At 68.3% G+C, this 23,670-nt stretch carries 23 protein-coding genes; 17 read left to right on the plus strand and 6 right to left on the minus strand.

The genetic code is table 11. From position 1 onward, the window contains the following. Positions 1-72 precede the first annotated feature (72 nt). On the plus strand, positions 73-1,671 hold the full coding sequence (cimA, locus tag ACFPN9_RS18925) for a citramalate synthase (RefSeq protein WP_066725193.1): 1,599 nt from the start codon (positions 73-75) through the stop codon (positions 1,669-1,671). Between the two features lie 150 nt (positions 1,672-1,821). On the opposite strand, the gene ACFPN9_RS18930 is transcribed toward cimA, so the two are convergent. After that, a complete protein-coding gene (locus ACFPN9_RS18930) occupies positions 1,822-2,169 on the minus strand; it encodes a hypothetical protein (protein WP_066725196.1) in 348 nt (115 codons plus the stop codon). 157 nt (positions 2,170-2,326) lie between these two features. Between ACFPN9_RS18930 and ACFPN9_RS18935 the strand changes: the two genes are divergently transcribed. Both ACFPN9_RS18935 and ACFPN9_RS18940 read left to right on the plus strand, forming a co-directional pair. Beyond that, positions 2,327-4,240 (plus strand): ABCB family ABC transporter ATP-binding protein/permease, encoded by a 1,914-nt coding sequence (locus tag ACFPN9_RS18935; RefSeq protein WP_082735207.1) that lies wholly within the window; start codon positions 2,327-2,329, stop codon positions 4,238-4,240. Between the two features lie 87 nt (positions 4,241-4,327). Then, entirely contained in the window at positions 4,328-4,816 is a 489-nt protein-coding gene (locus tag ACFPN9_RS18940; protein ID WP_197426710.1) for a hypothetical protein, read from the plus strand. Positions 4,817-4,828: 12 nt separating this feature from the next. Here ACFPN9_RS18940 and ACFPN9_RS18945 read toward each other — a convergent pair whose 3' ends face one another. Next, the gene (locus ACFPN9_RS18945; RefSeq protein WP_066725345.1) at positions 4,829-6,172 is read right to left on the minus strand and encodes a cytochrome P450; all 1,344 of its coding nucleotides are present in this window, start codon (positions 6,170-6,172) and stop codon (positions 4,829-4,831) included. A gap of 187 nt (positions 6,173-6,359) precedes the next feature. On the opposite strand from ACFPN9_RS18945, the gene ACFPN9_RS18950 reads away from it, so the two are divergent. Beyond that, the gene (locus ACFPN9_RS18950) at positions 6,360-7,073 is read left to right on the plus strand and encodes a phosphatidylserine decarboxylase (RefSeq protein ID WP_280939898.1); all 714 of its coding nucleotides are present in this window, start codon (positions 6,360-6,362) and stop codon (positions 7,071-7,073) included. Positions 7,074-7,134: 61 nt separating this feature from the next. Continuing rightward, a complete protein-coding gene (locus ACFPN9_RS18955) occupies positions 7,135-7,980 on the plus strand; it encodes a CDP-alcohol phosphatidyltransferase family protein (RefSeq protein WP_066725202.1) in 846 nt (281 codons plus the stop codon). An 8-nt stretch (positions 7,981-7,988) separates the two neighbouring features. On the opposite strand, the gene ACFPN9_RS18960 is transcribed toward ACFPN9_RS18955, so the two are convergent. After that, a complete protein-coding gene (locus ACFPN9_RS18960) occupies positions 7,989-8,378 on the minus strand; it encodes a hypothetical protein (protein ID WP_066725216.1) in 390 nt (129 codons plus the stop codon). A 332-nt stretch (positions 8,379-8,710) separates the two neighbouring features. On the opposite strand from ACFPN9_RS18960, the gene ACFPN9_RS18965 reads away from it, so the two are divergent. Both ACFPN9_RS18965 and ACFPN9_RS18970 read left to right on the plus strand, forming a co-directional pair. Further along, on the plus strand, positions 8,711-9,319 hold the full coding sequence (locus ACFPN9_RS18965) for a Maf-like protein (protein ID WP_066725227.1): 609 nt from the start codon (positions 8,711-8,713) through the stop codon (positions 9,317-9,319). 263 nt (positions 9,320-9,582) lie between these two features. After that, positions 9,583-11,220, plus strand: coding sequence for a globin-coupled sensor protein (locus ACFPN9_RS18970; RefSeq protein ID WP_066725229.1), 1,638 nt, complete (start codon positions 9,583-9,585; stop codon positions 11,218-11,220). Positions 11,221-11,229: 9 nt separating this feature from the next. On the opposite strand, the gene ACFPN9_RS18975 is transcribed toward ACFPN9_RS18970, so the two are convergent. After that, entirely contained in the window at positions 11,230-12,237 is a 1,008-nt protein-coding gene (locus tag ACFPN9_RS18975) for an NAD(P)H-binding protein (RefSeq protein ID WP_066725231.1), read from the minus strand. Between the two features lie 196 nt (positions 12,238-12,433). On the opposite strand from ACFPN9_RS18975, the gene ACFPN9_RS18980 reads away from it, so the two are divergent. The 4 genes from ACFPN9_RS18980 to ACFPN9_RS18995 all read left to right on the plus strand — a co-directional run bounded on the left by ACFPN9_RS18980 (position 12,434) and on the right by ACFPN9_RS18995 (position 14,341). Beyond that, positions 12,434-13,255, plus strand: coding sequence for an SDR family NAD(P)-dependent oxidoreductase (locus tag ACFPN9_RS18980; protein WP_066725233.1), 822 nt, complete (start codon positions 12,434-12,436; stop codon positions 13,253-13,255). Then, positions 13,248-13,481 carry a DNA gyrase inhibitor YacG gene (yacG, locus tag ACFPN9_RS18985; RefSeq protein WP_066725235.1) on the plus strand — a complete coding sequence of 78 codons (234 nt, stop codon included), beginning with the start codon at positions 13,248-13,250 and terminating at the stop codon, positions 13,479-13,481. The genes ACFPN9_RS18980 and yacG overlap by 8 nt, the downstream gene beginning before the upstream one ends. A 117-nt stretch (positions 13,482-13,598) precedes the next feature. After that, positions 13,599-14,048: a hypothetical protein gene (locus tag ACFPN9_RS18990; protein WP_066725238.1), complete on the plus strand. Its 450-nt coding sequence runs from the start codon at positions 13,599-13,601 to the stop codon at positions 14,046-14,048. 14 nt (positions 14,049-14,062) lie between these two features. Then, the gene (locus ACFPN9_RS18995) at positions 14,063-14,341 is read left to right on the plus strand and encodes a hypothetical protein (protein ID WP_066725241.1); all 279 of its coding nucleotides are present in this window, start codon (positions 14,063-14,065) and stop codon (positions 14,339-14,341) included. A 19-nt stretch (positions 14,342-14,360) separates the two neighbouring features. On the opposite strand, the gene ACFPN9_RS19000 is transcribed toward ACFPN9_RS18995, so the two are convergent. After that, the gene (locus tag ACFPN9_RS19000; RefSeq protein WP_066725244.1) at positions 14,361-15,233 is read right to left on the minus strand and encodes a LysR family transcriptional regulator; all 873 of its coding nucleotides are present in this window, start codon (positions 15,231-15,233) and stop codon (positions 14,361-14,363) included. A 242-nt stretch (positions 15,234-15,475) separates the two neighbouring features. Between ACFPN9_RS19000 and ACFPN9_RS19005 the strand changes: the two genes are divergently transcribed. From ACFPN9_RS19005 to ACFPN9_RS19030, 6 genes are all read left to right on the plus strand, one after another. Continuing rightward, on the plus strand, positions 15,476-16,270 hold the full coding sequence (locus tag ACFPN9_RS19005; protein WP_066725348.1) for an SDR family NAD(P)-dependent oxidoreductase: 795 nt from the start codon (positions 15,476-15,478) through the stop codon (positions 16,268-16,270). 13 nt (positions 16,271-16,283) lie between these two features. After that, positions 16,284-17,543: a ribulose-bisphosphate carboxylase large subunit family protein gene (locus tag ACFPN9_RS19010; protein ID WP_066725247.1), complete on the plus strand. Its 1,260-nt coding sequence runs from the start codon at positions 16,284-16,286 to the stop codon at positions 17,541-17,543. Further along, positions 17,540-18,910: a four-carbon acid sugar kinase family protein gene (locus ACFPN9_RS19015; protein ID WP_066725249.1), complete on the plus strand. Its 1,371-nt coding sequence runs from the start codon at positions 17,540-17,542 to the stop codon at positions 18,908-18,910. The genes ACFPN9_RS19010 and ACFPN9_RS19015 overlap by 4 nt, the downstream gene beginning before the upstream one ends. A gap of 26 nt (positions 18,911-18,936) precedes the next feature. Continuing rightward, positions 18,937-19,719: an SDR family NAD(P)-dependent oxidoreductase gene (locus ACFPN9_RS19020; RefSeq protein ID WP_066725252.1), complete on the plus strand. Its 783-nt coding sequence runs from the start codon at positions 18,937-18,939 to the stop codon at positions 19,717-19,719. A gap of 38 nt (positions 19,720-19,757) precedes the next feature. Then, entirely contained in the window at positions 19,758-20,777 is a 1,020-nt protein-coding gene (locus ACFPN9_RS19025; protein WP_066725255.1) for a TRAP transporter substrate-binding protein, read from the plus strand. Positions 20,778-20,848: 71 nt separating this feature from the next. Then, positions 20,849-22,729 (plus strand): TRAP transporter large permease, encoded by a 1,881-nt coding sequence (locus ACFPN9_RS19030; RefSeq protein WP_066725258.1) that lies wholly within the window; start codon positions 20,849-20,851, stop codon positions 22,727-22,729. Between the two features lie 10 nt (positions 22,730-22,739). Here the strand turns inward: ACFPN9_RS19030 and ACFPN9_RS19035 are convergent, their stop codons facing one another. Continuing rightward, positions 22,740-23,615, minus strand: coding sequence for a LysR family transcriptional regulator (locus ACFPN9_RS19035; RefSeq protein WP_066725260.1), 876 nt, complete (start codon positions 23,613-23,615; stop codon positions 22,740-22,742). Positions 23,616-23,670: the final 55 nt, after the last annotated feature.

Below are 23,670 nucleotides of genomic sequence, written 5' to 3' on the forward strand. Positions count from 1 at the left end.
CGTTGCCATCAAGCTCGTCATGCTGGCGATGGTGGTGCCGCGCGTGCTGCGCTTCAAGCTGCGACGCGACGCATGAGCGCGGCCCGCATCCACCTCTTCGACACGACGCTGCGCGACGGCGCGCAGACGACCGGCGTCGATTTCTCGCTCGACGACAAGCGGGCGGTCGCCGGCCTGCTCGACCGGCTGGGCATCGACTATGTCGAGGGCGGCTATCCCGGCGCCAATCCGCTCGACACCGCCTTCTTTGCCGAAAAGCCGACGAAACACGCGAAATTCGCCGCCTTCGGCATGACCAAGCGGGCCGGGCGCTCGGCCGCCAACGACCCCGGCATCGCCGCGCTGCTGGAGGCGAAGGCGGATGCGATCGTCTTCGTCGCCAAGAGCTGGGACTACCATGTCCATGTCGCGCTCGAGATTTCGCTCGAGGACAATCTCGCCGGCATCCGCGAGAGCGTCGAGGCGGCGAAGGCCGCCGGCCGCGAGGTGATGCTCGATTGCGAGCACTTCTTCGATGGCTACAAGGCCAATCCGGACTACGCGCTGGCCTGCGCCCGCACGGCCTATGAGGCCGGCGCCCGCTGGGTCGTGCTCTGCGACACCAATGGCGGCACGCTGCCCGACGAGATCGGCACCATCGTCGCCGCGGTGGAGAAGGTCGTGCCGGGCGATCATCTCGGCATCCACGCCCATGACGATTGCGGCTGCGCCGTCGCCAATTCGCTGGCCGCCATCGAGGCCGGCGCGCGCCAGATCCAGGGCACGCTGAACGGGCTGGGCGAGCGCTGCGGCAACGCCAATCTGGTGACGCTGATCGGCGCGCTGAAGCTCAAGGAGCGCTATCGCGAGCGCTTTGCGCTGGGCATCGACGAGAAGCAGCTCGGCGAGCTCAGCCAGGTCTCGCGCGCCCTCGACGAGATGCTCAACCGCGCGCCCAACCGCCACGCCCCCTTCGTCGGCGCCTCGGCCTTCGCCACCAAGGCCGGCATCCACGCCTCGGCGGTGCTGAAGGACCCGCGCACCTATGAGCATGTGTCGCCGGAAGCTGTCGGCAACCGCCGCAAGGTGCTGATCTCAGATCAAGGCGGCAAATCGAACCTCGTCGCCGAGCTGGAGCGCATCGGCGTCACGCTCGGTCGCGACGATCCGAGGCTCGGGCGCGTGCTGGAGGAGGTCAAGGAGAAGGAGGCGCAGGGCTACGCCTTCGAAGGCGCCGATGCCTCGTTCTACCTCCTCGCCAAGCGGATCATGGGGGAGGTGCCGGCCTATTTCGAGGTCGAGCGCTTCAAGGTGAATGTCGAGCGCCGCTACAATGCGCTCGGCGACCTCGTCACCTTCTCGGAGGCGATCGTGAAGGTGAAGGTCGGCGACGAGGTGCTGATCTCGGCCGCCGAGGGCGCGGCCGGCCCGGTCAACGCGCTCGACGTCGCGCTGCGCAAGGATCTCGGCCGCTACCAGTCGCTGATCGCGGGGCTTCGCCTCGTCGACTACAAGGTCCGCATCTTCCAGGGTGGCACGGATGCCGTCACCCGCGTCCTGATCGAGTCGGCCGACGAGACCGGCGAGCGCTGGACCACGGTGGGCGTCAGCGCCAACATCATCGACGCCTCCTTCCAGGCGCTGGTCGACTCGATCACCTACAAGCTGATGCGGTCCGGCGCGACGGGGTAGAAAAGGCATCCTATCCACGCTGTCATCCTGGGCGGCCGGAGGCCGACCGGGATCCATCATAGAATGCCGTCCAGCCCGATGATGGATCCCGGCCTGCGCCGCTCCGCGGCTGGTCCAGGATGACGGGGAGGGCGTGCCCGCTGCTCCCCCTCACTCCGTCAGGCGGATGACCTTGTCCTTGCAGAGATTCATGTCCTCGGCGTCGCTCTCGACGGCGTCGTCGAAGCGCGCCAGCACGAAATAGCTGCAGCCGGCCGGCTTGTTCAGCTTCACCGCGATGCTCTTGCCCGGCGCCAGCGGCTTGGCGATCTTGCCGACGAGGCGGGGCTGGTCGCCGCCGGTGGCGATCTCGAACAGCGTCAGCGGCACGGAGCGCATGTTGGTGACGGTGATCTGGGCCGGCGGCTTGGCGCTCTGGGCAAGAGCCGGCAACGAAGCAGGCAGGAGGCCGGTGGGAAGCGCGAGCAGGCCCGCAAGGACAAGTCGGTGGATCGTCATGGTGTCGTTTCCCCGATGACGCGCTGGCAGCGCTGCCCGATCTGACACCTGGCTTTCGACCGAAGCAAGGCGGTGGGGGGAAGGTTGTTCTCCTGACCCCCATGCATTCGGAGGCGTTTGCCCCTATACCGGCGGACCAACCTGGAATCGTTTCAAGATGTCACCGCCTGCCGCGCCGCCCCCGGCGCCGACCTTTGCGCGTTCGGCCGTGCTCCAGCCCGGCTCGGGCTTCGCCGCCACCTTCCGCGCGCTCTGGCCCTATCTCTGGCCGGCCGATCGCGCCGATCTGCGCCGCCGCGTCGTGCTGGCCTTCCTGCTGCTGGTGCTCGGCCGCGTCGTGCTGATGGGCGTGCCCTTCACCTTCAAATGGGCGACGGACGCGCTGGCCGCGACGCCGACGACCCTGGGTGACTGGCTACCCTGGCTCGTCGGCGCGCCGCTGGCGCTGACGGTGATCTACGGTCTCGCCCGGATCGGCTCGGCCGCTTTCATCCAGGCGCGGGACGCGCTGTTTGCCCCGGTCTTCATGCATGCGGTGCGCACGCTCGCCCTGCAGACCTTCGGCCATCTGCACCAGCTGTCGCTGCGCTTTCATCTCGAGCGCAAGACGGGCGGGCTGACGCGCGTCCTGGAGCGCGGCCGCAACGGCATCGAGGAGATGGTGCGGCTCGGCCTCAACCAGCTCGTGCCGGTGACGATCGAGCTCGTCCTGATCATCGCCGTGCTGCTGACGATCTTCAACTGGCTCTATGTCGTCGTGCTGGTGGTGATGGTGACCACCTACATGGCCTACACCATCAAGGCGACGGAGTGGCGCATCGCCATCCGCACCCAGATGAACGAGTCCGACACCGACGCCAATTCGAAGGCGATCGACTCGCTGCTGAACTACGAGACGGTGAAGTATTTCGGCGCCGAGGCGCGCGAAACCGCCCGCTACGACCTCTCCATGGCGCGCTATGAGCGCAACTCGATCAAGGCCTACACCTCGCTCGCCTGGCTGAATTTCGGCCAGGCGGCGATATTCGCGATCGGCCTGACGATCTCGATGGTGATGGCGGTGCAGGGCTTCCGGGCGGGCACGCTCACGGTCGGCGACTTCGTGCTGATCAACGCCATGCTGATCCAGCTCTACCAGCCGCTGAATTTCATGGGCACCGTGTATCGCGAGATCAAGCAGGCGACGCTCGACATCGAGCAGATGTTCTCCCTCATCGGCAAGGACCCGGAGATCCAGGACAAGCCGGGCGCGAAGCCGCTCATCGTCCCCGCCGGCGAGGTCACCTTCGAGGACGTCCACTTCGCCTATATCCCCGAGCGGCCGATCCTGAAGGGCATCTCCTTCACCGTGCCGGCGGGCAAGACCATCGCCATCGTCGGCCCGTCGGGGGCCGGCAAGTCGACGATCTCGCGCCTGCTCTTCCGCTTCTACGAGCCGCAGAAGGGCCGCATCCTGATCGACGGCCAGCCGATCGCCGACGTCCAGCAGGTCTCGCTCCGTGCTGCCATCGGCATGGTCCCGCAGGACACGGTGCTGTTCAACGACACGATCGAATACAACATCCGCTATGGCCGGCCCGAGGCCAGCATGGCGGAGGTCGAGGAGGCCGCCCGGCTCGCCCAGATCGACCGCTTCATCAAATCCCTGCCGGAGGGCTATGCCACCTCGGTCGGCGAGCGCGGCCTGAAGCTGTCCGGCGGCGAAAAGCAGCGCGTCGCCATCGCCCGTACCATCCTCAAGGGCCCGCCCGTGCTGGTGCTGGACGAGGCGACCTCGGCGCTGGATTCCTTCACCGAGAAGGAAATCCAGGACGCGCTCGATCTCGTCAGCCGCGGCCGCACCACGCTGGTCATCGCCCACCGGCTCTCCACCGTGATCAATGCCGACGAGATCATCGTGCTCGACAAGGGGCTGATCGCCGAGCGCGGCAGCCACGCTACGCTGCTGGCGGCGGAGGGCATTTACGCCTCGCTCTGGAACCGCCAGCGCCAGGTCGACGAGGCCAAGGCGACGCTCCAGCGTGCCAGCGCCGAGGAAGAGCCGAGCGTGCGGGTTTCTCTGGCGCCCTGACGGCGGGGAGCGCGTCCGCTTGGCCCCAACGGCGCGCTTCCTGCATGCTGCCAGCGCCAACTCCGGCCCACCCGACGAGGCGAAGCGATGTTCAATCCCCTGAGTTTCGTCGGCTTCCACACCTGGCTCAGCCTCATCGCCATCGTCGCCGGCTTCCCGGTCGCGGCCGGGCTGCTCAGGGGCCATATCAGCCCGCGCTGGACGGGAATCTTCCTCTCCACAGCCTTCGCCACCAGCGCGACCGGTTTCGGCTTTCCGTTCAACGGCCTGTTGCCTTCGCACATCATCGGCGCCGTCGCGCTGGTGCTGGTCGTCGCGGCGGGCTTTGCGCTCTATGCCCGGATGCTCGAGGGCCGCTGGCGCGGCGTCTATGCCGTCACGGCGATGCTGAGCTTCTACCTGCTGCTCTTCGTTCTGCTAGCGCAGCTTTTCCAGAAGGTGCCGGCGCTCCATGCGCTGGCGCCGACCGGGTCCGAGCCACCCTTCGCCATCGCCGAGGGGCTACTCCTCGCGGCTTTCCTCGGCCTGACCTGGCTGGCGGCCAAGCGCTTCACCACCTACCGCCCGGTGACCTGAGCAGCCGCAATCTCAGCCGCGCGCGCTGGCGCGCATCTGCAGCGGGTGCTTGGGCCGCAGCGTGATCTTTAGCGTTGGTTCCGGCGCCTGGCCGGGCAGGGGCTCCAGCCGAAGCGCCGGCAGCAGCACGGCCAGGATCGCGACCGCTTCCATCGTCGCAAAGGCGCTGCCGATGCAGATGCGCGGGCCCGCGCCGAAAGGCAGATAGGCGTAGCGGTGGCGTCCGCGCCCCGCCTCGCTGAGGAAGCGCGACGGGTCGAACCGCTCGGGTTGCTCCCAAAGCTTCTCGTGACGATGCACCGCCTGGATCGGCACATAGAGCACCCAGCCCTGCTTCAGCGCGACGCCCCCCAGCGTGAAGGGCTCCTCCACTTCGCGTGTGATGACCGGAGCGGGGGGAAAGAGCCGCATCGCCTCCTGGAACACGGCTTTTGTCAGCGGCAGCGAAGCGACATGGCGCGGCTGCAGAGGTCCGCCCTCCGTGACGGCCGCGATCTCCTCCAGCACCCGCGCCTCCCAGTCGCGATGTTGGGCGAGGAGATGGAAGGTCCAGGCGAGACCCAAGGCCGTCGTCTCATGGCCGGCGGTGACGAAGGTCAGCAGATTGTCGACGATCTCCTCGTCGCTCATCGCCCGGCCGGTCTCGGGGTCGACGCTCGCCAGCAGCATGTCGAGCAGGTCGCCATGCTCGGGCGGTTCGGCCCGGCGCTGCGCCACCAGTGCCCGCAGGTTCTCGCGCAAATAGGTGACCGAGGCGCGCGCTTTCGCCCGGCCGGGATAGGGCAGCCAGCCCGGCAGGCCGAAGAGATTGTAGAGGAACATGAAATTGGACGGCTCAAGATAGTCCGAGATCGCCTGTTCGACCTTGCCGACATCGAGCGCCTGCGCGCCCGAGAGCATCGTCTCGATGATGATGTCGAAGGTCGTCCGCATCATCTCATGGCCGATGTCGAGCGGGGTAGTGGCCGCCTGCCAGCGCCCGCGTGTCGCTTCCGCCGCCTCGATCATCGCCGGCAGGAAGCCAAGCAGCTTCTCGTGCTGGAAGCCGGAGGCCACCGCCTGGCGCTGCCAGCGCCAATGCCCGCCATCGGCCGTCAGCAGCCCCTCGCCGATGGCCGGCCCGAGCACCTTGCGGATCAATTCGCCCTTGCCGAGCTTTCCGGCCTGTCGGGTCAGCGCCTCCTGGATCAGAGCGGGATCGCAGACATAGAGGCTCGTCCGCCCGCCCGTCTTCGCCAGCACCAGCCGCTCGCGATAGACCTCCGGCGGCAGCGCCTGCAGCGGGTTGCGCAGCAGCGAGGCGATCACCGAGAGCGTCGGTCGGCGGCTCTCCACGAGACCCGGGGAGGGGGGCATGTCGAGGGCGTCGAGTGTCGTCACGGCCGGTCTCCTGTTGAGGGCACAGCGTCGGCGTCGAATGGGGCGCGGCGATGACGCTCTTCCCTGCGCGGCCCGAACCCCCTAAACAGCGCCCAGACTAAGGCGGCCTGTTCCGCCGCAGACCGCATCGGGAGGCGCGACGGCCGCGCGCTCCGCATCACGGATTTCAAAACCCATGTCGCTCGTCGATTCCGTCCGCAAGGTGATCGTGCCCATCCACAAGGAGGGCTACGTCTTCATCGCCATCGCGCTCGTCGCGACGATCGTGCTCGCCAATCTCTGGTCGCCCTTCGGCTGGATCGGCGCGATCATCACGCTCTGGATCTGCTATTTCTTCCGCGATCCGGTCCGCATCACGCCGCAGCGCGAGGGGTTGGTGATCTCGCCGGCCGATGGCCGCGTCAGCCAGATCGCCTCGGCCCTGCCGCCGCCGGAGCTCAATCTCCCGGCCGAGCCGATGACGCGCATCTCGATCTTCATGAACGTCTTCGACTGCCATGTGAACCGCGCCCCCGTGCCGGGCCGCATCGTCAAGATGGCCTATACGCCGGGCCTCTTCCTCAATGCCGAGCTCGACAAGGCGAGTGACGACAACGAGCGCAACGCGCTGGCGATCGAAACCGCCCACGGCATCGTCGGTGTCGTCCAGATCGCGGGGCTGATCGCCCGCCGCATCGTCCCCTTCGTCAAGGAGGGCGAGGTCATCGGCACCGGCGAGCGCTTCGGCCTGATCCGCTTCGGCTCGCGCGTCGACGTCTATCTGCCACTCGGCGTCGTGCCGCTCGTGGGCGAGGGCCAGACAGCCTTCGCGGGCGAGACGGTGCTGGCCGATTTCGCCGGCAGCGAGCCCGCCCCGCGCAGCTTCCGGGGCCTCTGACGGCGCCCCGGCCGGGCGCCCCGCCTAGCCTCCGCTTCGAAAACGGCGTATCCCGGCTCGCATGAGCGACCTGTTTCCCCCCTTCGAGCCCGAGCGCGTCGAATCGAAGCGCGCCCGCTTCAAGCCGATTCCGTTCCGGCTGATCGCGCCCAACGTCATCACCCTGCTGGCGCTCTGCCTGGGGCTGACGGCGATGCGCCTCGTCGTCGAGGGCAAGCTCGAGCCGGCGACGATCTGCATCCTGATCGCGGCCGCATTGGACGGCGTCGACGGCCGGCTCGCCCGCATGCTCAAGGGCACGTCGCGCTTCGGCGCAGAGCTGGATTCGCTCTCCGACTTCGTCAATTTCGGCGTCGCCACGGGCTATGTGCTGTGGATCTTCGTCCTGCACGATTTGAAATCCTTCGGCTGGATCATCGTGCTGACGCTCGCCTGCGCCATGGCGCTGCGCCTGGCGCGCTTCAACGTCATGATCGACGATCCCAACCGTCCGGAATGGCAGAAGAACTTCTTCGTCGGCATGCCGGCTCCGGCCGGCGCGATCACGGCCATGCTGCCGCTCTACCTGCATTTCATCGGCGTGCCGGTGCAGGAATACGGCGCGGTGCCGGTCGGGCTCTACATCCTCTTCATCGCCTTCCTGACGATCTCGCGCATCCCCTGCTACGCCGGCAAGACGCTCGGCACGCGCATCCCCCGCGACAAGGTGCTGCCGATCTTCGTCGCGGTCGTGGTCGTGGCGGGGCTGCTCTTCGCCTACCCGTTCGAGATGCTGGCGCTGGTCGTGATCGCCTATCTCGCCCTGATCCCGCTCAGCGCCGCGCGCTATCGCCAACTGGATCGCGAGCACATGGCGTCGATCTCGGCCGCCCCGGCGCCGGCGGAAGGGCAGCCCCCCGCGGCCTGAGCCGGATTTCAGCCGCGGCGGCGCGAGCGGCCCAGCCGGGCGGCGTTGGCGCTGGTGCGGCGGGAGAACGGCTCAAGCGTCGAATGGGCGATGTCGGCCGCCGCTTCTGCGAAGTTGACGCTGCCGGGCGGGCTGAGCATCAGGCCCCACCAGAACAGGGCGCCGGCCTGGCCTGCGGCGAAGCCGCTCTCCAGCACCGCCGTGACTTTCTCCGTGACGGCCTTGGCCGCTTCGCGCTGGCCACGCCGGTCGCCGAGCGCGCCCTGCATCAGGATCGGCATTCGCATCGCGATCGTCAGGCCTGCATCGGCCTGCATCGTCGCCATCCGCGCGGCCAGCGCCTGCGCTGCTCCGCCCGCCGCGATCGCGGCGCGGGCCTTGCGTGGTGTCGGGGGCATGGGGGGAAGACTCCGGAACTGGCTGCGCGGATCGCCCTGAACCCAACGCGGGGCGGGCCTTGATGATCCAGCGACCCGTGACTGTGCGCCCGCCGTCGGCGACATGCAATCGCACAGAGGGCGATGGCCTGCATCAAATATGCGCACAGGGAATGGTGTGGCCAAAATCGGGGCAGTGAGGCGCGTCCGACGCGGGGCGAAGAAGGGCGGATTTATCCGCCATCAAAAATGCTCTAGAGCCATGGCAGTGCCGCGCGGCGCCCGGTCCGCGCCCAACCGGTTGGTTTCCCTTGAATCTTTTCGCCGCTCCCAAACATCCCGGCTGGCGCCCGATGCTGGTCCTGGCCTCGGCCTCGCCGCGCCGGCTCGCTTTGCTCGAACAGGTCGGCCTCAAGCCCGATGCGCTGCTGCCGGCCGATCTCGACGAGACACCGCTGAAAGGCGAGCGTCCGCGCGATCTTTCGCGCCGTCTCGCACGCGAGAAGGCCCAAGCCGCCCGCATCGGCGCCGCCGCACGGCCGGACCTCGAAGGCTGCTACATCGTCGCGGCCGACACCGTCGTCGCGGTCGGTCGCCGCATCCTGCCCAAGGCCGAGATCGTCGATGAGGCCGCCGCCTGCCTGCGCCTGCTCTCGGGCCGCGCCCACCGGGTCTACACCTCGGTCGCCCTGGTGACGCCGGGCGGGGCGGTGCGCGAGCGCGTCGTCGAGACGCGGCTGCGCTTCAAGCGGCTGTCGACCGAGGACATCGAGACCTATCTCGCCTCGGGCGAGTGGCGCGGCAAGGCCGGCGGCTATGCCATCCAGGGTATCGCCGGCTCCTTCGTCGTCAAACTCGTCGGTTCCTACAGCGCCGTCGTCGGTCTGCCCCTGCACGAAACCGTCAACCTGCTGGGCGGCGAGGGCTTTCCGGTCCGCTTCGGCTGGATGAATGTCGGCTGAACCCCGGCCGGGAGCTGCCGCAGGGGAGAGTGTCAGCAGCATTTGACGGTAGCAGTGTAAAATTGAATAGACGCTGTGTAAATTTGAGATGACGTAATGGAATGCACGTTTGTTAGTGTCTAAAATTTCGATTTAATCATTTATTAGTGTTTTCTTATTGTAATCTGTCGGCTGGCGGGTGTTGCCTGCTGGCGCCGGCGCGCGTGCAGCGGCCGTTCGCCCAAAACTATGCCAGATAATTCTCGTTCCCTGGAGGAGCCCCTGTGACGTCGCCCATTCACGACCGCCTGGACTTTCTGCAGATCGACCAGAAGACGAAAGACGACGTCAAGCGCCTGAAGCCCATCGTGGCCGCCCAGATGCCGGTCGCTCTGGCGCGCTTTTACGAACACATCAAGCGGTATCCCGAGACGCGCAAGTTCTTCTCCTCGGAAACCATGATGAAGTCGGCGCGGGATCGCCAGATCTCGCATTGGGACATTATCGTCGAGGGCGAATTCGGCGACGATTACTATCGGCGCGTCTCCACCGTTGGTCAGACCCATGCCCGCATCGGCCTTGAACCCCGTTGGTATATCGGCGGCTATGCGCTGGTCCTCGAGGATCTGATCCGTGCCGCCATCTCCGCCCAGAGCCGTCGCAAGGGCTGGTTCGGAGGCGGCGACGACAGCGACCAACTCGCCGATTCGCTGGCCAGCCTGAGCAAGGTGGTTCTGCTCGATATCGAACTGGCGGTCAGCGTCTATTTCGAGGCCGCCGAGAAGGCGCGGCTCGAAGCCGAGGCCAAGCAGGCCGAAGTCGCGGCGGAGGCGATCCGCACCTCCCAGCAGGAGGTCGTTGGTCTTTTCGGCGACGCGTTCGACAGGCTCGCCGCCGGCGATCTCGGCGTCCGCATCGATCGCGCGGTGCCGACGATCTTCGAAGGCATGAAGGACAACTTCAACCACACCGTCGAGACGCTCGCGCGCACCATGACGACGATCAAGGCGGCGTCCGCCGAAGCGCAGGCCAAGTCGGCCGACATCAAGTCCGGCGCGCATGACCTGTCCTCGCGCACCGAGCAGCAGGCCTCGGCCCTGGAGGAAACGGCGGCGACGAGCGAGGAGATGGCGGCTTCCGTCAAGGCCTCCGCCCAGGCGGCCCGGCAGGCCGCCGACCTCGCCGCTCGCGCCATGTCGAGCGCCCGCTCCGGCGGCGAGATCGCAACCCAGGCGGTCGAGGCGATGGGGATGATCGAGGACGCCTCGCACAAGATCTCCGACATCATCCGCGTCATCGACGACATCGCCTTCCAGACCAACCTGCTGGCACTCAACGCCGCGGTCGAGGCCGCCCGCGCCGGCGAGGCGGGTCGCGGCTTCGCGGTCGTCGCCAGCGAGGTCCGCACTTTGGCGCAACGGTCGGGCGAGGCCGCCAAGGACATTGCCGCTCTGATCGCCTCGTCGAACGTCCAGGTTCAGCAGGGCGTCTCGCTGGTGCGCCGGGCGGGCGACGCGCTCACCCAGATCGTGGTCGATTCGGGCGCCGTCTCGGACACGATCGTCGAGATTTCGGCCGCCGCCGCGCAGCAGGCCACGGGCGTCGACGAGATGAGTCAGGCCGTCGCGCAACTCGACCAGATGACCCAGCAGAACGCCTCGCTCGCCGAGCAGAGCGCCGCTTCCGCCGGTTCGCTCTTCGCGAAGATCGGCGAGCTCAATGAACTGGTCGCTGCCTTCCGCACCAGTCACCAGGCCGGTCTCGCGGTCATCGCGCGGTCGGGAGGCGATGGCAGAAGCGGCGCCCCGGCCTCCGAGCCCGAGCGACTGCGCAAACTCGCGGCGGCGGCTTTCGCCCCGACGAGGGCCGCGAAGCAGGTCGTCAACGGCGCTCCGCAGGCGAGCGGCTGGGACGAGTTCTAGGGCTTCCCGTCAGAACACCGCGTGGTCGCCGCGCTCCGGCGCGGCGGCTCCGCTGAGAACGGCGCGGTAGAAGTCGAACAGCGTATCCGTGCCGGTCGAGGGCGTCGCCGTCGCATCGTAGCGGCCCGTCTGCGGGTCCAGCACCAGCATCGACTCGGTGGCGTAGTAGCGGCCGATCCGGGCCAGTTCGGCCTTGGCGGCGAGGGACGGGATCACCCGGCCCCCGATGTTCAATCCCGCGATGATCGCATCGAGCAGCGCGACGGGGACATGGCGGAAGCGGGGCGGGCGGTCGAGCAGCGCAAACAGCGCCTCGCCCTGCTGCAGGGGCGTGATCGCCTCGCCCGGCCCCCCGATCGGCAGGATGCGGTTCCACCGGCTCTCGTCATCGAGGCAGCCTGCGATGAAATCCGCGAGGTCGCGGTCGCTGATCGGCTTGCAGGCGGTGAGGCGCCCGTCGCCGAAGAGCAGGAAGGGCTTGCCCGCCCGCACGCGCCCGATCTGCCCCGAGAGCGACTTGAAGAAGGCGGTCGGCCGGACGATCGAGTAGCGCAGCCCCGAGGCGGTCAGCGCCGCTTCGAAGGCGAGCTTCGCCTGCTGGAAGGCCAGCAGCGGCTTCTGAACGCAGATGGCGGACAGCAGCACGAAATGCGTGACGCCCGCCTGCCGGGCAGCCTCCAGCAGGGTCAGATGCGCCCGGTAATCGACCGCCCAGGCGTCGGCGGGCGCGCCCGTGCGCGAGGCCATGCACGACACCAGCGCGTCGAAGCGCTCTCCCGCAAACCCGTCGCGCATCAGTGCCGCGAGGTCCGACGGATCGACCACCCGAATCGCTGCGCCGGGAGGAGGTTCGGTCCGTCCCGGTGGGCCCGGCCGCACGACACAGACCACCTCATGCCCCCTGCCCAGCAGCGCCGCTGCCGTGGCCCGGCCGATCGTCCCGGTTGCGCCGGCGAGACAAACCCGTTGGCGCCCTCTCGCGGGCGGCTCGTCCGGGGCGCGATCGGCGGGCGACATGGGCTTCGGCGTGTCCTTCGCTGCGCTCGCCTGGGGCGGGCACAGACAAGTTCGGGCTGTCCGGATCAGACCCCCGGCTGCACGCTCTGACAAGTACTCACGAACCGCGCGTCTTGCACCGCAGGCCCCGAGCCCCGATCCTGCGGCCATGAGCAGCGCGCCAGCCTCACAAGGCGCGCCACAGGGAGGAGCGCGCATGTCGGGACGTCTGAGGGGCAAGGTCGCGATCGTGGCCGGGGCGGGGTCGATCGGGCCGGGCTGGGGCAATGGCAAGGCCACCGCCACCGTCTTCGCCCGCGAAGGCGCCAAAGTGATCTGCGCGGACATCAACCGCGACGCCGCGGAGGAGACGGCGGCGATCATCCAGAACGAGGGCGGCCAGGCCTTCGCCGTCCACGCCGATGTCACCAAGGCCGAGCAGGTCGCCGATCTCGTCGCGCGGACGCTCGGCCGCTATGGCCGCATCGACATCCTCGACAACAATGTCGGCATCGCTGAGGTCGGCGGTGTCGTCGACCTGCCGGAGGAGGTCTGGGACCGCGTCTTCAGGGTGAACCTCACCGGCGCCTTTCTGGCGATGAAGCATGTCATCCCGGTCATGCTGCGCCAGTTCGAAGAGAGCGGGCAGGGCGGTTCGATCATCAACATCTCGTCGATCGCCTCGATCCGCCACACTGGCGTTCCGTATGCCAGCTATTCCGCCACCAAGGCGGCCCTGAACCAGCTGACACGGACAACCGCCGTGCAATACGCCCCGCAGAAGATCCGAGTGAACACGATCCTGCCCGGCCTGATGAAGACGCCGATGGTCGCGCACTCCGCCGGTCTCGCCCAGGCCTATGGCGAGGGTGATGTCGAGGCGATGTGGGCGGCGCGTGACGCGCAGGTGCCGATGGGCCATATGGGCGAGGCCTGGGATGTCGCCTACGCGGCCCTGTTCCTGGCGAGCGACGAAGCGCGCTATGTCACCGGCCTCGACATGGTCGTCGATGGAGGGATTACGCTCAAATATGGCTGACAACGAGAACACGCCGCCAGCGATCCAACCGCCGCCGGCGAAGCCGCTCAAGCCCTGCGCCATCTGCGGCAAGCCGGCGCAGCCCCGCTACAAGCCGTTCTGTTCGGCGCGCTGCGCCGACATCGATCTCGGGCGCTGGCTGAAGGGAAGCTATGTGATTCCTGGCGCGCCGCTCGAACTCGACGAGAACGGCCCGTCGTCGCGAGAGCGTGACGACGACGCCTGAGGCGCGACGTCGCGCCGCGGCGCGTTTCAGCCGCCATTCATCCGGCTTGCGCTACGAAAGGCACAACGGCCATCCCCCCAAGCCACCGCGTGCGGATGGGCCACGCCAGGAGACTGCATGATGATGTCCAAGCTCGTCCGGATCGTCCTCGCCGGTGCGCTTCTGCTCGGCGCCCTGCCGGCGGGCGCGCAGGTCTACGATCCCTTCGCCAGCATCCGTCCGGGTGGCGGACGCGAAGCGCCGCCCCCGCCGCCCCCGTCGCAGCGCCAGTGGCAGCAGCAGGCCCAGCCCGATGGCCGCTACGACCGCGACGATGATCGCCGGAGATATGACCGTGGCTACGACCGGGGTTACGATCGCGGCTATGACCGGGGCTATGATCGCGGTCCTCGCTATTATGACGACCGTCCCCGTTATTACGAAGAGCGTCCGCGCTATCGAGAGGGCGGTCGGGGTGGCGCGTTCTGCGTGACCTCACGTGGCTCTTGCCCGGTGCCGCCGGCCCCGCGCGGCGCACCCTGCCGCTGCAACATCGACGGCCTGGACAAGCGCGGGGTCATCCAGTAGCCGACGGCCTGATCGTGTCGAGATACACCGACGAACTCGACGCGGTGATCGCAGCGGAGCAGCGGCTGCGCGGCGAGATCGCCGGCGTCATCGCCCGGGAAGAGGGCGCCACTGCGGCCTCAGCCCGTCATCTCGCGGCCGCCGATGCGGCGATCGACGCCTGGGCCGAGGAGGGCGAGGAGGCGCTGGACCAGCGCGCCTTCCGCCCCCTGACGCCGCTGCAGGGGTTGCTGGCCGAGCATCGCGCGCTGCTCGAGCGCATTGCCGACATCCAGGACCGGCGCCTGTCCTGATCCGGCCGTCGCTGCGGGGTCAGGCGCGCATCGTCTCCTCGATCCAGTTGGCCAGACGCTTTACGTCGGGCCGGCTGCGCAGATGCGGCGCGATCCAGAGATTGAGCTCGTGCGGCCCGTCGACGAAGCCGAAGGGCGCGAGGAGATGGCCGCGCGCAATCTCGCCTTCGACCAGAATCTCAGGGGCGATCGCGACACCGAGCCCGCAGGCCGCCGCCTGGTTCTGCAGGTAGAAATGCTCGAAGCTGTCCTGCGGCTGCAGGGGCTCGCCGCGATAGCCGAAGGCGTCCATCCATTCCCGCCAGGCATGGACTCGCGTCGCCGTCCCGAGGAGCCTCGCCTGCGCCAGGTCTGCGGGCTGCTTCAGCCCGAGCCGCTGCGCATAGTCCGGGTGGCAGACCGGGCCGACGCGCTCACGCAGCAGCGGCCGGATGATCACGTCCTGCGGCGCCTTGAACATCGTCGAGCGGATGGCGAGGCTGATCTCGTCGCGCAGGAAGTCGACCTCGCCATAGTTGAGGTTCAGCCGGATCTCGACATCCGGATTGGCGCGCTTGAACGCGCCGAGCCGGGGAATCAGCCAGTGCATGCTGATCGTGGCCGAGCAGGAAAGGGTGAGGGGCAGGGGTGCCAGCGCCGCCACGCCCTGCTGCATGCGCGCAAAGGCGTCGCCTAGCGTCGCGGCGAGCTGCCCGCCCTGCTGGGTCGGCTCGACCGACTTCGGCAGTCTCTTCAGAAGCGGCACGCCGAACTCGGCTTCCAGGCTGCGGACATGCCGGCTGATCGCGCCGTGTGTGACGCCCAGTTCGGCTGCGGCGGCGGACATGCTGTTGAGCCGCGCCGTCGCTTCGAAGGCGCGCAGCGCATTGAGAGGGAGGCGGGGAGATGCCATCGGGGAGGGGCCTTCTGCTGTGAGAAAACCTTACAGCAGCCGGCGTCGAATTGGGATGTCGTTCTCGCCGCCTCGTGTCTTAGCCTGTGATCAACGAGACGAACGAGCAGGCTCGGAAGACGCGAGGAGAGGGAGCGCCCCGACGGCGTGACCAAGCGAACGTCAGACGCCCGCCAAGAGGAAACGCCGATGAGTCCAGGCTCCGCATCCGCGGTGGCGTGGGACTGCGGCTGGAGGCGCGCATGGCCGGACGGCTTCAGGACAAGATCGCCATCGTCTTCGGCGCGGGTTCGGTCGGGCCCGGCTGGGGCAATGGCAAGGCGACGGCCGCCGTCTTCGCTCGGGAGGGTGCTCAGGTCGCCTGCATCGACGTCAGCCGCGCTGCCGCCGAAGAGACGGTCGCCATCATTACCGCCGAGGGCGGGCGCGCCAGCGCCCATGCCTGCGACGCCACGCGATCCGACGAGGTCGCGACGCTGGTGGCCGGGATCGTCGCGGCCCATGGTCGGATCGACGTGCTGCACAACAATGTCGGCTATGCCGGGATGGGCGGGCCGATCGAGCTCGACGAGGCCGACTGGCACCGCACGCTGGACCTCAACGTCACCACCTGCTTCCTCGCCGCCAAGCATGTGCTGCCGCATATGCTCGCCCGGAAGAAGGGCGCGATCATCAACGTCTCCTCGGTCGCTGCGATCCGCTACACGGGCTATCCCTACAGCGCCTATTACGCGGCCAAGGCGGCGGTGAACAACTTCACCATGGGTCTGGCACTGCAATATGCCCGCGACGGCATCCGCGTGAACGCGATCATGCCGGGCATGATGAACACCCCGCTGATCCACCAGCAGATCGCCGGGCAGTATGCCAGCACCGAAGAGATGATCGCGGCCCGCGACGCCGCCAGCCCGACGGGCAAGATGGGCACGGCCTGGGACATCGCCCATGCGGCGCTGTTTCTCGCCTCCGACGAAGCGGCCTACATCAACGGCGTGGCGCTGCCGGTCGATGGCGGCCTGACCTGCCGCGTGGCCTGAGAGGACGCGATCGATGCTGACGGACCGCTTCGAGGCCGATTATCTGCTGGAGACCCCGATCGATCCCGCGCGCGCCGCCGAGACGATGGCGGGCGAGCAGTCGAGTGGCACCTTCGTCGCCATTCCCGGCGAGACGCCGGAGCTGAAGTCGCGCGCCGCTGCACGGGTGGTGGCGCTCGATATCCTGGAGCGCGACGTTCCAGGCCGCTCGCTGCCCTCAAACGTCCCGAGCCCACCCCACGAGCGGATCACCCGGGCGCGCGTCACCCTGTCCTGGCCGCTCGCCAATATCGGCCCGTCCCTGCCCAATCTGCTCGCCACCGTCGCCGGCAACCTGTTCGAGCTGAAATCCGCCAGCGGCCTGCGCATCCTCGACATCCGCCTGCCGGCGGCCTTTGCCGCAGCCTATCCCGGCCCGCGTTTCGGCATCGCCGGCACGCGTCGCCTCGCCGGGGTGGAGGGGCGCCCGCTGATCGGCACGATCATCAAACCCAGTGTCGGGCTCGGTCCGGCCGCCACCGCCGCGCTCGTCGACGAGCTGTGCGGTGCCGGCATCGACTTCATCAAGGACGACGAGCTGCAGTCCGACGGGCCGGCCTGCCCCTTCGACCAGCGCGTCGCCGCGGTGATGGCGGTGATCGAGCGCCATGCCGACCGTACCGGCCGCAAGCCGATGTTCGCCTTCAACCTGACCGGCGATCTCGACCAGATGCGCCGCCGCCACGACACGCTGCTCGCCCATGGCGCCACCTGCCTGATGGCGAGCCTGAACTCGGTCGGCCTCGTCGGGATGATCGAGCTCGGGCGCTTCGCCCAGCTGCCGATCCACGCCCATCGCAATGGCTGGGGCTATCTCTCGCGCCACCCGATGCTGGGCTGGTCCTATGTCGCCTGGCAGAAGCTCTGGCGCCTGGCGGGGGCCGACCACATGCATGTCAACGGGCTCTCCAACAAGTTCTCGGAGACCGACGACAGCGTCATCGCCTCGGCCCGCGAATGCCTGACGCCGATGTTCGCCGACAAGCCCTGCACGGTGATGCCGGTGTTCTCGTCGGGCCAGACGGTGCGGCAGGCGCACGGCACCTATGCCGCGCTCGGCAGCACCGACCTGCTCATGACCGCCGGTGGCGGTGTGATGGCCCATCCCGACGGGGTCGCGGCGGGGGTGCGCTCGCTGCGCGAGGCCTGGGCGGCGGCGATCGCCGGCATTCCGCTCGCCGAGCACGCCCGCACCCATCCGGAACTCGGCCGGGCGCTGGAGATTGCGGCGTGAGCGCGCTGCGACCCCTCCCGGCGGGGCCGCTCGTCGCCTTCTATGGCGATGATTTCACCGGCTCCTCCGCCTCGATGGAGGCGCTCGCCTTCGCCGGTCTTGAGACGGTGCTGTTCCTCACCCCGCCGACGCCGGAGCGCCTGGCGGCCTTCCGGCATTGCCGCGGTATCGGCATCGCCGGCGTCGCGCGCTCGCGCAGCCCGGCCTGGATGGATGAGCACCTTCCGCCGATCTTCGCCGGGCTAAAGGCGCTCGGTGCGCCCATCCTCCACTACAAGGTCTGCTCCACCTTCGACTCCGCCCCCCATATCGGCTCGATCGGCCGTGCCGCGGAGATCGGTGCGCGGCTCTTCAAGGGCTGGATCCCGCTCGTCGTCGGCGAACCCGGCATGGGTCGCTTCCAGAGCTTCGGCCATCTCTTCGCGCTGTCCCATGGCCGCGGCTACCGGCTCGACCGGCATCCCGTCATGGCACGCCATCCGGTGACGCCGATGGACGAGGCCGATCTTGGCCGCCATCTCGCCCGCCAGACCAACCTGCCCATCGGCCTCGTCGATTTCGTCGCGATGAAGCGGGGCGCGGGCGACGCCGCGCTCGATACCGCCCTCGCGGATGGCGCAGCCATCGTCTCGATCGACGTCCTGGATGCGCAGACTCTGGAGGAGGCGGGCCGGCTGCTCTGGCAGCGCGCCGGACGGCCCTGTTTCGCCATCGGCTCGCAGGGCGTCGAGGCGGCGCTCGTCGCGCATTGGCGCGCCGCCGGCCTGCTGCCGGCCGCGCCGGCCCTGGCCTCGCCGGGGGCGGTCGTGCAGATCGCGGTCGTGTCCGGTTCGGTGTCCCCGGTCACTGCCCGGCAGATCGCCACGGCGCAGGAGCGGGGTTTCGCGCCGATCCGCATCGCGGCCGAGCGCGCGGTCGATGCTCGTGCCTGGGAGAGCGAAATCGAGGCTGCGACCCATCGCGCGCTGGCGGCGCTGGCGGAGGGCCAAAGCCCGCTCGTCTTTTCCGTCCAGGGGCCCGACGATCCGGCGGTCGCGCGGTTGCGCGAGGCGGTGGCTACCGCCGGGCTGACGATCGAAGCGGTCAACGACCGGATCGGCGCGGCGCTCGGCACCATCCTGGATCGCGTGCTGCGCGAGACCCGGCTGACGCGCGCGGTGATCTCGGGCGGCGACACCTCGAGCCATGCGGCAGGCCAGCTCGGCATCGACGCGCTGACCGCAATCGCGCCGGTTGCGCCCGGCGCGCCGCTCTGCCGCGCCCATGCGCCGGAGTCGGAGCGGGACGGGCTCGAACTGGTGCTCAAGGGCGGCCAGGTCGGCGGCGACGATGTCTTCGACGCAGTCCGCCGAGGCGGCGCCGCATGAACGGGCAAGGGACAGGAACGGACGCGATGGGCAGGCTCAAAGGTAAGATCGCCCTGGTGACCGGCGGCGCGCGGGGCATCGGCCTCGCCATCGCCCGCGCTCTGACGGCGCAAGGAGCCGTTCCGGTGCTCGCCGACATCAACGAGGAGGGCGCCCGTCAGGCGCTGGCCGGTCTTGGCGCGTCCGAAGGCATGGCGGCGGCGGTCGACGTCGCCGACCAGGGCTCTGTGACGGCGCTGATCGACGCCATCGTCGCCCGCTACGGCCGGCTGGACATCCTCGTCAATAATGCCGGCATCGGCGGCAACACGCCGTTCCTTGAGATCGACGCCGAGACCTGGAACCGCACCATCGCGATCAACCTGACTGGCGCCTTCTTCGTCGCCCAGGCCTGCGCGCGGGTGATGGCGAAGCAGCGCTCCGGCAAGATCATCAACATCGCCTCGCTCTCGGGCCAGCGCGGCGGCCATGGCCGCGGCGCCTATGGTGCAGCGAAGGCGGGGCTCGAGCTGCTGACCAAGGTGATGGCTGTCGAACTCGCGGAATATGGCATCAACGTCAACAACATCGCGCCCGGCGCCATCGAGACCGAGATGGCGAAGTTCGCCCATGATGCAGCCACCCGCGCCGCCTACAACTACCTGATCCCGATGACGCGCTACGGCACGCCGGAGGAAATCGCCGATGCGGCGGTGTTCCTCTGTTCCGACGAGGCCCGCTACGTCCACGGCCACACCCTCAATGTCGATGGCGGCTTCCGCGAGGCGGGACTGATGTTCCGCGGCGGCAAGGCCGCGCCGTCGTCCTGAACGGCCCACCAACCAAAAACAAACGGGAGGATACAACGATGACGCTTTCCATCAGCCGGCGCCGCTTCGCCACCCTCGCCGGCGCAGGCGCGATCTCTGCCGCGCTGCCGCTGCGCTATGCCCACGCTGCCGAGCACACGTTCAAGATCGGCACCAACGTTCCCGCCTCGCACCCGCTGAACGTCCACCTCACCAAGGCGGCCGAGCAGGTGAAGGAGCAGACCAACGGCAAATTCGAGTTCCAGCTATTCCCCAATAACCAGCTCGGCGCCGATTCCGACATGCTCTCGCAGCTGCGCTCGGGTGCGCTCGAATGCTTCCTGAATTCGGGCGTCAACGTGCTCTCGACGATCATTCCCGCCGCTGCGATCTCCGGCGTCGGTTTCGCCTTCAAGGACTATCCGGCGCTCTGGAGCGCGATGGACGGCAAGCTCGGCGCCCATCTGCGCCAGCAGATCACCCGCGGCGGCTTCGTCGTCATGGACAAGATCTGGGACAATGGCTTCCGGATGATCACCAACAGCTCCAAGCCCATCGTCCAGCCCGAAGACCTGAAGAACATGAAGATCCGCGTGCCGGTCAGCGCGCTCTGGCTCTCGCTGTTCAAGTCGCTGGGGGCCTCGCCAACCGGCCTGAACTTCGCCGAGGTCTATTCGGCGCTCCAGACCAAGGTTGTGGACGGGCAGGAGAATCCGCCGGCGATCATCTCTGCGGCCAAGCTCTTCGAGGTGCAGAAATACTGCTCCGTCACAAACCATATGTGGGATGGCTGGTGGTTCCTGATCAACCGCCGCGCCTGGGGCCAGGTGCCGGCCGATATCCAGGCGACTGTCTCCCGCGTCCTGAACAGCGCCTGCGAGGCCGAGCGCGCCGACGTCGCCGCCCAGAACATCGCACTTCAGAAGGATCTCGCCGCCGCCGGCATGATCTTCAACGATGTGAACCCGGCGCCCTTCCGCGACGCGCTGTCGAAGGCGGGCTTCTACAAGGAATGGCGCGGCAAGTTCGGTGACGAGCCCTGGGCCCTGCTCGAAGAAGCCGTCGGCACGCTCGCCTGACGCCCTTCATCATTCGGTCGCGCCGAGAGGCGCGGCCGCCTTGTCCAGCGTCGATCCCCAGCGAGACAGCGATGACAGACGCCACGCCGATCAGCGAAACCCAGGCCTTCGCCATCGAGGAACAGGTGCCGCCGCGCCCGTCTGCGCGGCTTCGCTTCCTGATGGCGCCGCTGGAAGCGTTCGCCGCGCTGTTGCTGGTCGGGCTGATCGGGCTCGTCCTCGTCGCCGTGTTCTGGCGCTATGTCCTGTCCTCGCCGATCACGGCGGCCGACGAGATCGCCTCCTTCCTCTTCCTCTGGATCGTGATGCTCGGCGCGGTCATCGCCATCGATCGCGGCGAGCATCTGCGCCTGGCGCTGGTGATCAACGCGGTTGGCCCGCGCGCCCGCGCGCTGCTGGAGACGACTGGCCTCGTCGTCATCGGCGCCTTCCTCGCCGCGCTGTTGCCCTCGGCGATCGAGCACTGGATCGACGAGTTTCCGGTGACCTCCCCGGCGCTCAACATCTCGACCGCCTGGCGGATCGCCGGCATCCCGATCGGCATCGCGCTGATGCTGTTCGTGCTGGCGGTGAAACTCTGGACCGAGGCGCCGCGCCGCGACCTCGTGACAGCGCTGGTGCTGGTGGCGGCCACCATCGGGCTGCTCTGGCTGCTCTCGCCGGTGCTGGCCGGGCTCGGCAAGGCCAATATCCTGATCCTGCTCGTCGGTGTCATCGCGCTCTGCCTCGCCATGGGCGTGCCGATCGCCTTCTGCTTCGGCGCGGGCGCGATGGCTTTCCTCGTCTTCTCGACCAAGCTGCCGGTGACGGTAATCGTCGGGCGCATGGATGAGGGCATGTCGAGCCTGATCCTGCTTTCGGTGCCGGTCTTCGTGCTGCTCGGCTGCATTCTCGATGCGACGGGCATGGGCAAGGCGATCGTCGATTTCCTCGCCTCGATGTTCGGCCATGTCCGGGCCGGCATGTCCTATGTGATGCTCGGTTCGCTCTATCTGGTCTCCGGCATCTCCGGCTCGAAGGTCTTGGACATGGCCACCGTCGCGCCGGCGCTCTTCCCCGAGATGAAGCGCCGCGGCAACAAGCCCGAGGAGATGGTCGCCCTGCTCGGCACGGGCGCGATCATGGCCGATACGGTGCCGCCCTCGATCGTGCTCATCGTTATCGGCTCCGTCGCGGGCATCTCGATCGCGGCGCTCTTCGCCAGCGGCTTCGTCGTCGCCTTCTTCCTGCTGCTGATCCTCGCCATCGCCGCCCGCTGGAAGGCGCGGGGAGAGGCGCTGGAGGGTGTGCGCCGGGCGCCTGTCTCGGTGATCGGCAAGGCGCTGGTGATCGCGGCGCCGGCGCTCGTCCTGCCCTTCCTCGTCCGCGGCGCGGTGACGGAGGGCGTTGCGACGGCCACCGAAGTCTCGACCATCGCCGTCGTCTACGCGCTGATCGCGGGCATGATCCTCTATGGCGGGCTCAAGGCCGCCCAGACGTACCGCATGCTGATCGAGACCGCCGCCATGACCGGCGCGATCCTGATCATCCTCGGCACGGCCTCGGCCGCCGCTTGGGTGCTGACCCAGACCGGCTTCGCGCAGTATCTCGCCGCGGTGATGAAGGGGCTGCCGGGTGGCTGGATCGTCTACATGGCGGTGACGATCGCGGTCTTCCTGACGCTGGGCTGCCTGCTCGAGGGCCTGCCGGCGATCGTGCTGCTGGCGCCGCTGATGTTCCCGATCGCCAAGGATCTCGGCATCCACCCGGTGCACTACGCCATGGTCGTGGTCGTCTCGATGAATATCGGCCTGTTCACCCCGCCCATCGGCATCGGCCACTACATCGCCTGCTCGATCGGCAAGGTCGATCCCGACGCGGCGATGAAGACGGTCTGGTTCTATCTCGGCGCATTGCTGCTCGGCCTGCTCGCCATCGCGCTGGTGCCGGCCATCTCGCTGGCGGTGCTCTGAGGCGCGCGCCTTACCCCTGCTGTCCGAGCAGATCCTGCAGCAGCGCGTTGCGGAAGGTTCGGGCCACTGTGACGGCGTAGAAGCGCTCGACGATGCCGGGCAGCGCGGCTCCGATCGCGAGCACGCCCTGCGCCAGCTCGTCCTGAATCACGATGGGCGGCAGCACGCCCAGGCCCACGCCCTCGCGCACCAGGAGGCGCATCATCGCCATGTCGTCGACCTCGGCGGCGATGCGCAGCGTGATGCCCGCCCGGTCGATCAGCGCGTCGATGTCGTCGCGCAGGCCCGTATGCAGCGGCGGCAGGATCACCGGATGGCGCGCGAGCAAGGCCTCGAAATCGCCGGCCTCAGCGACGAGGTCGCGCCGGCCGACCAGGCTCACCGGCTGCTCGGCCAGCTTGTGGGTGAGGAAGGCGCGCTCGGGATCCGCGGCCGGGGGTTGGTTGGTCAGCACCGCGTCGAGCTGATGCGCCGCAAGGGCGCGCAGCAGCTCCGGCGTCGCGCCCGACTTCAGGACCACCTCGACATCCGGCCGCCCGAGAATCGGGCGCAGGAAGGCGAGCTGGAAATTGCGCGACAGCGTCGCCTGCGCACCGACGCGCAGCACATGCCGCGACAGGCCGCTCTCGCGCAGCGTGCCGAGCAGATCGTCACCCGTCGCGAAGATGATATCGGCATGATCGCGGGCGATCCGTCCGGCTTCGGTCAGCAGCAAGCCGCGCCCGGCGCGTTCGAACAGCTGGTGGCCGAGTTGCTCCTCCAGCCGCTTGATCTGCACCGAAAGCGCCGACTGCGTCAGGTTCAGGCGCTGGGCCGCGCGGCCGAGATGGCCCTCCCGGGCGACCGTCCAGAAATAGCGCAGATGGTTGTAGTTGAGGCCAGCCATTCTTCGATGATAGCGAACGGAAACGCACAAACAATGAATTTTTAGCGCAGTGGGC

The sequence above is a fragment of the Allobosea massiliensis genome, assembly GCF_042655245.1.
Taxonomy (GTDB): domain Bacteria; phylum Pseudomonadota; class Alphaproteobacteria; order Rhizobiales; family Beijerinckiaceae; genus Allobosea; species Allobosea massiliensis.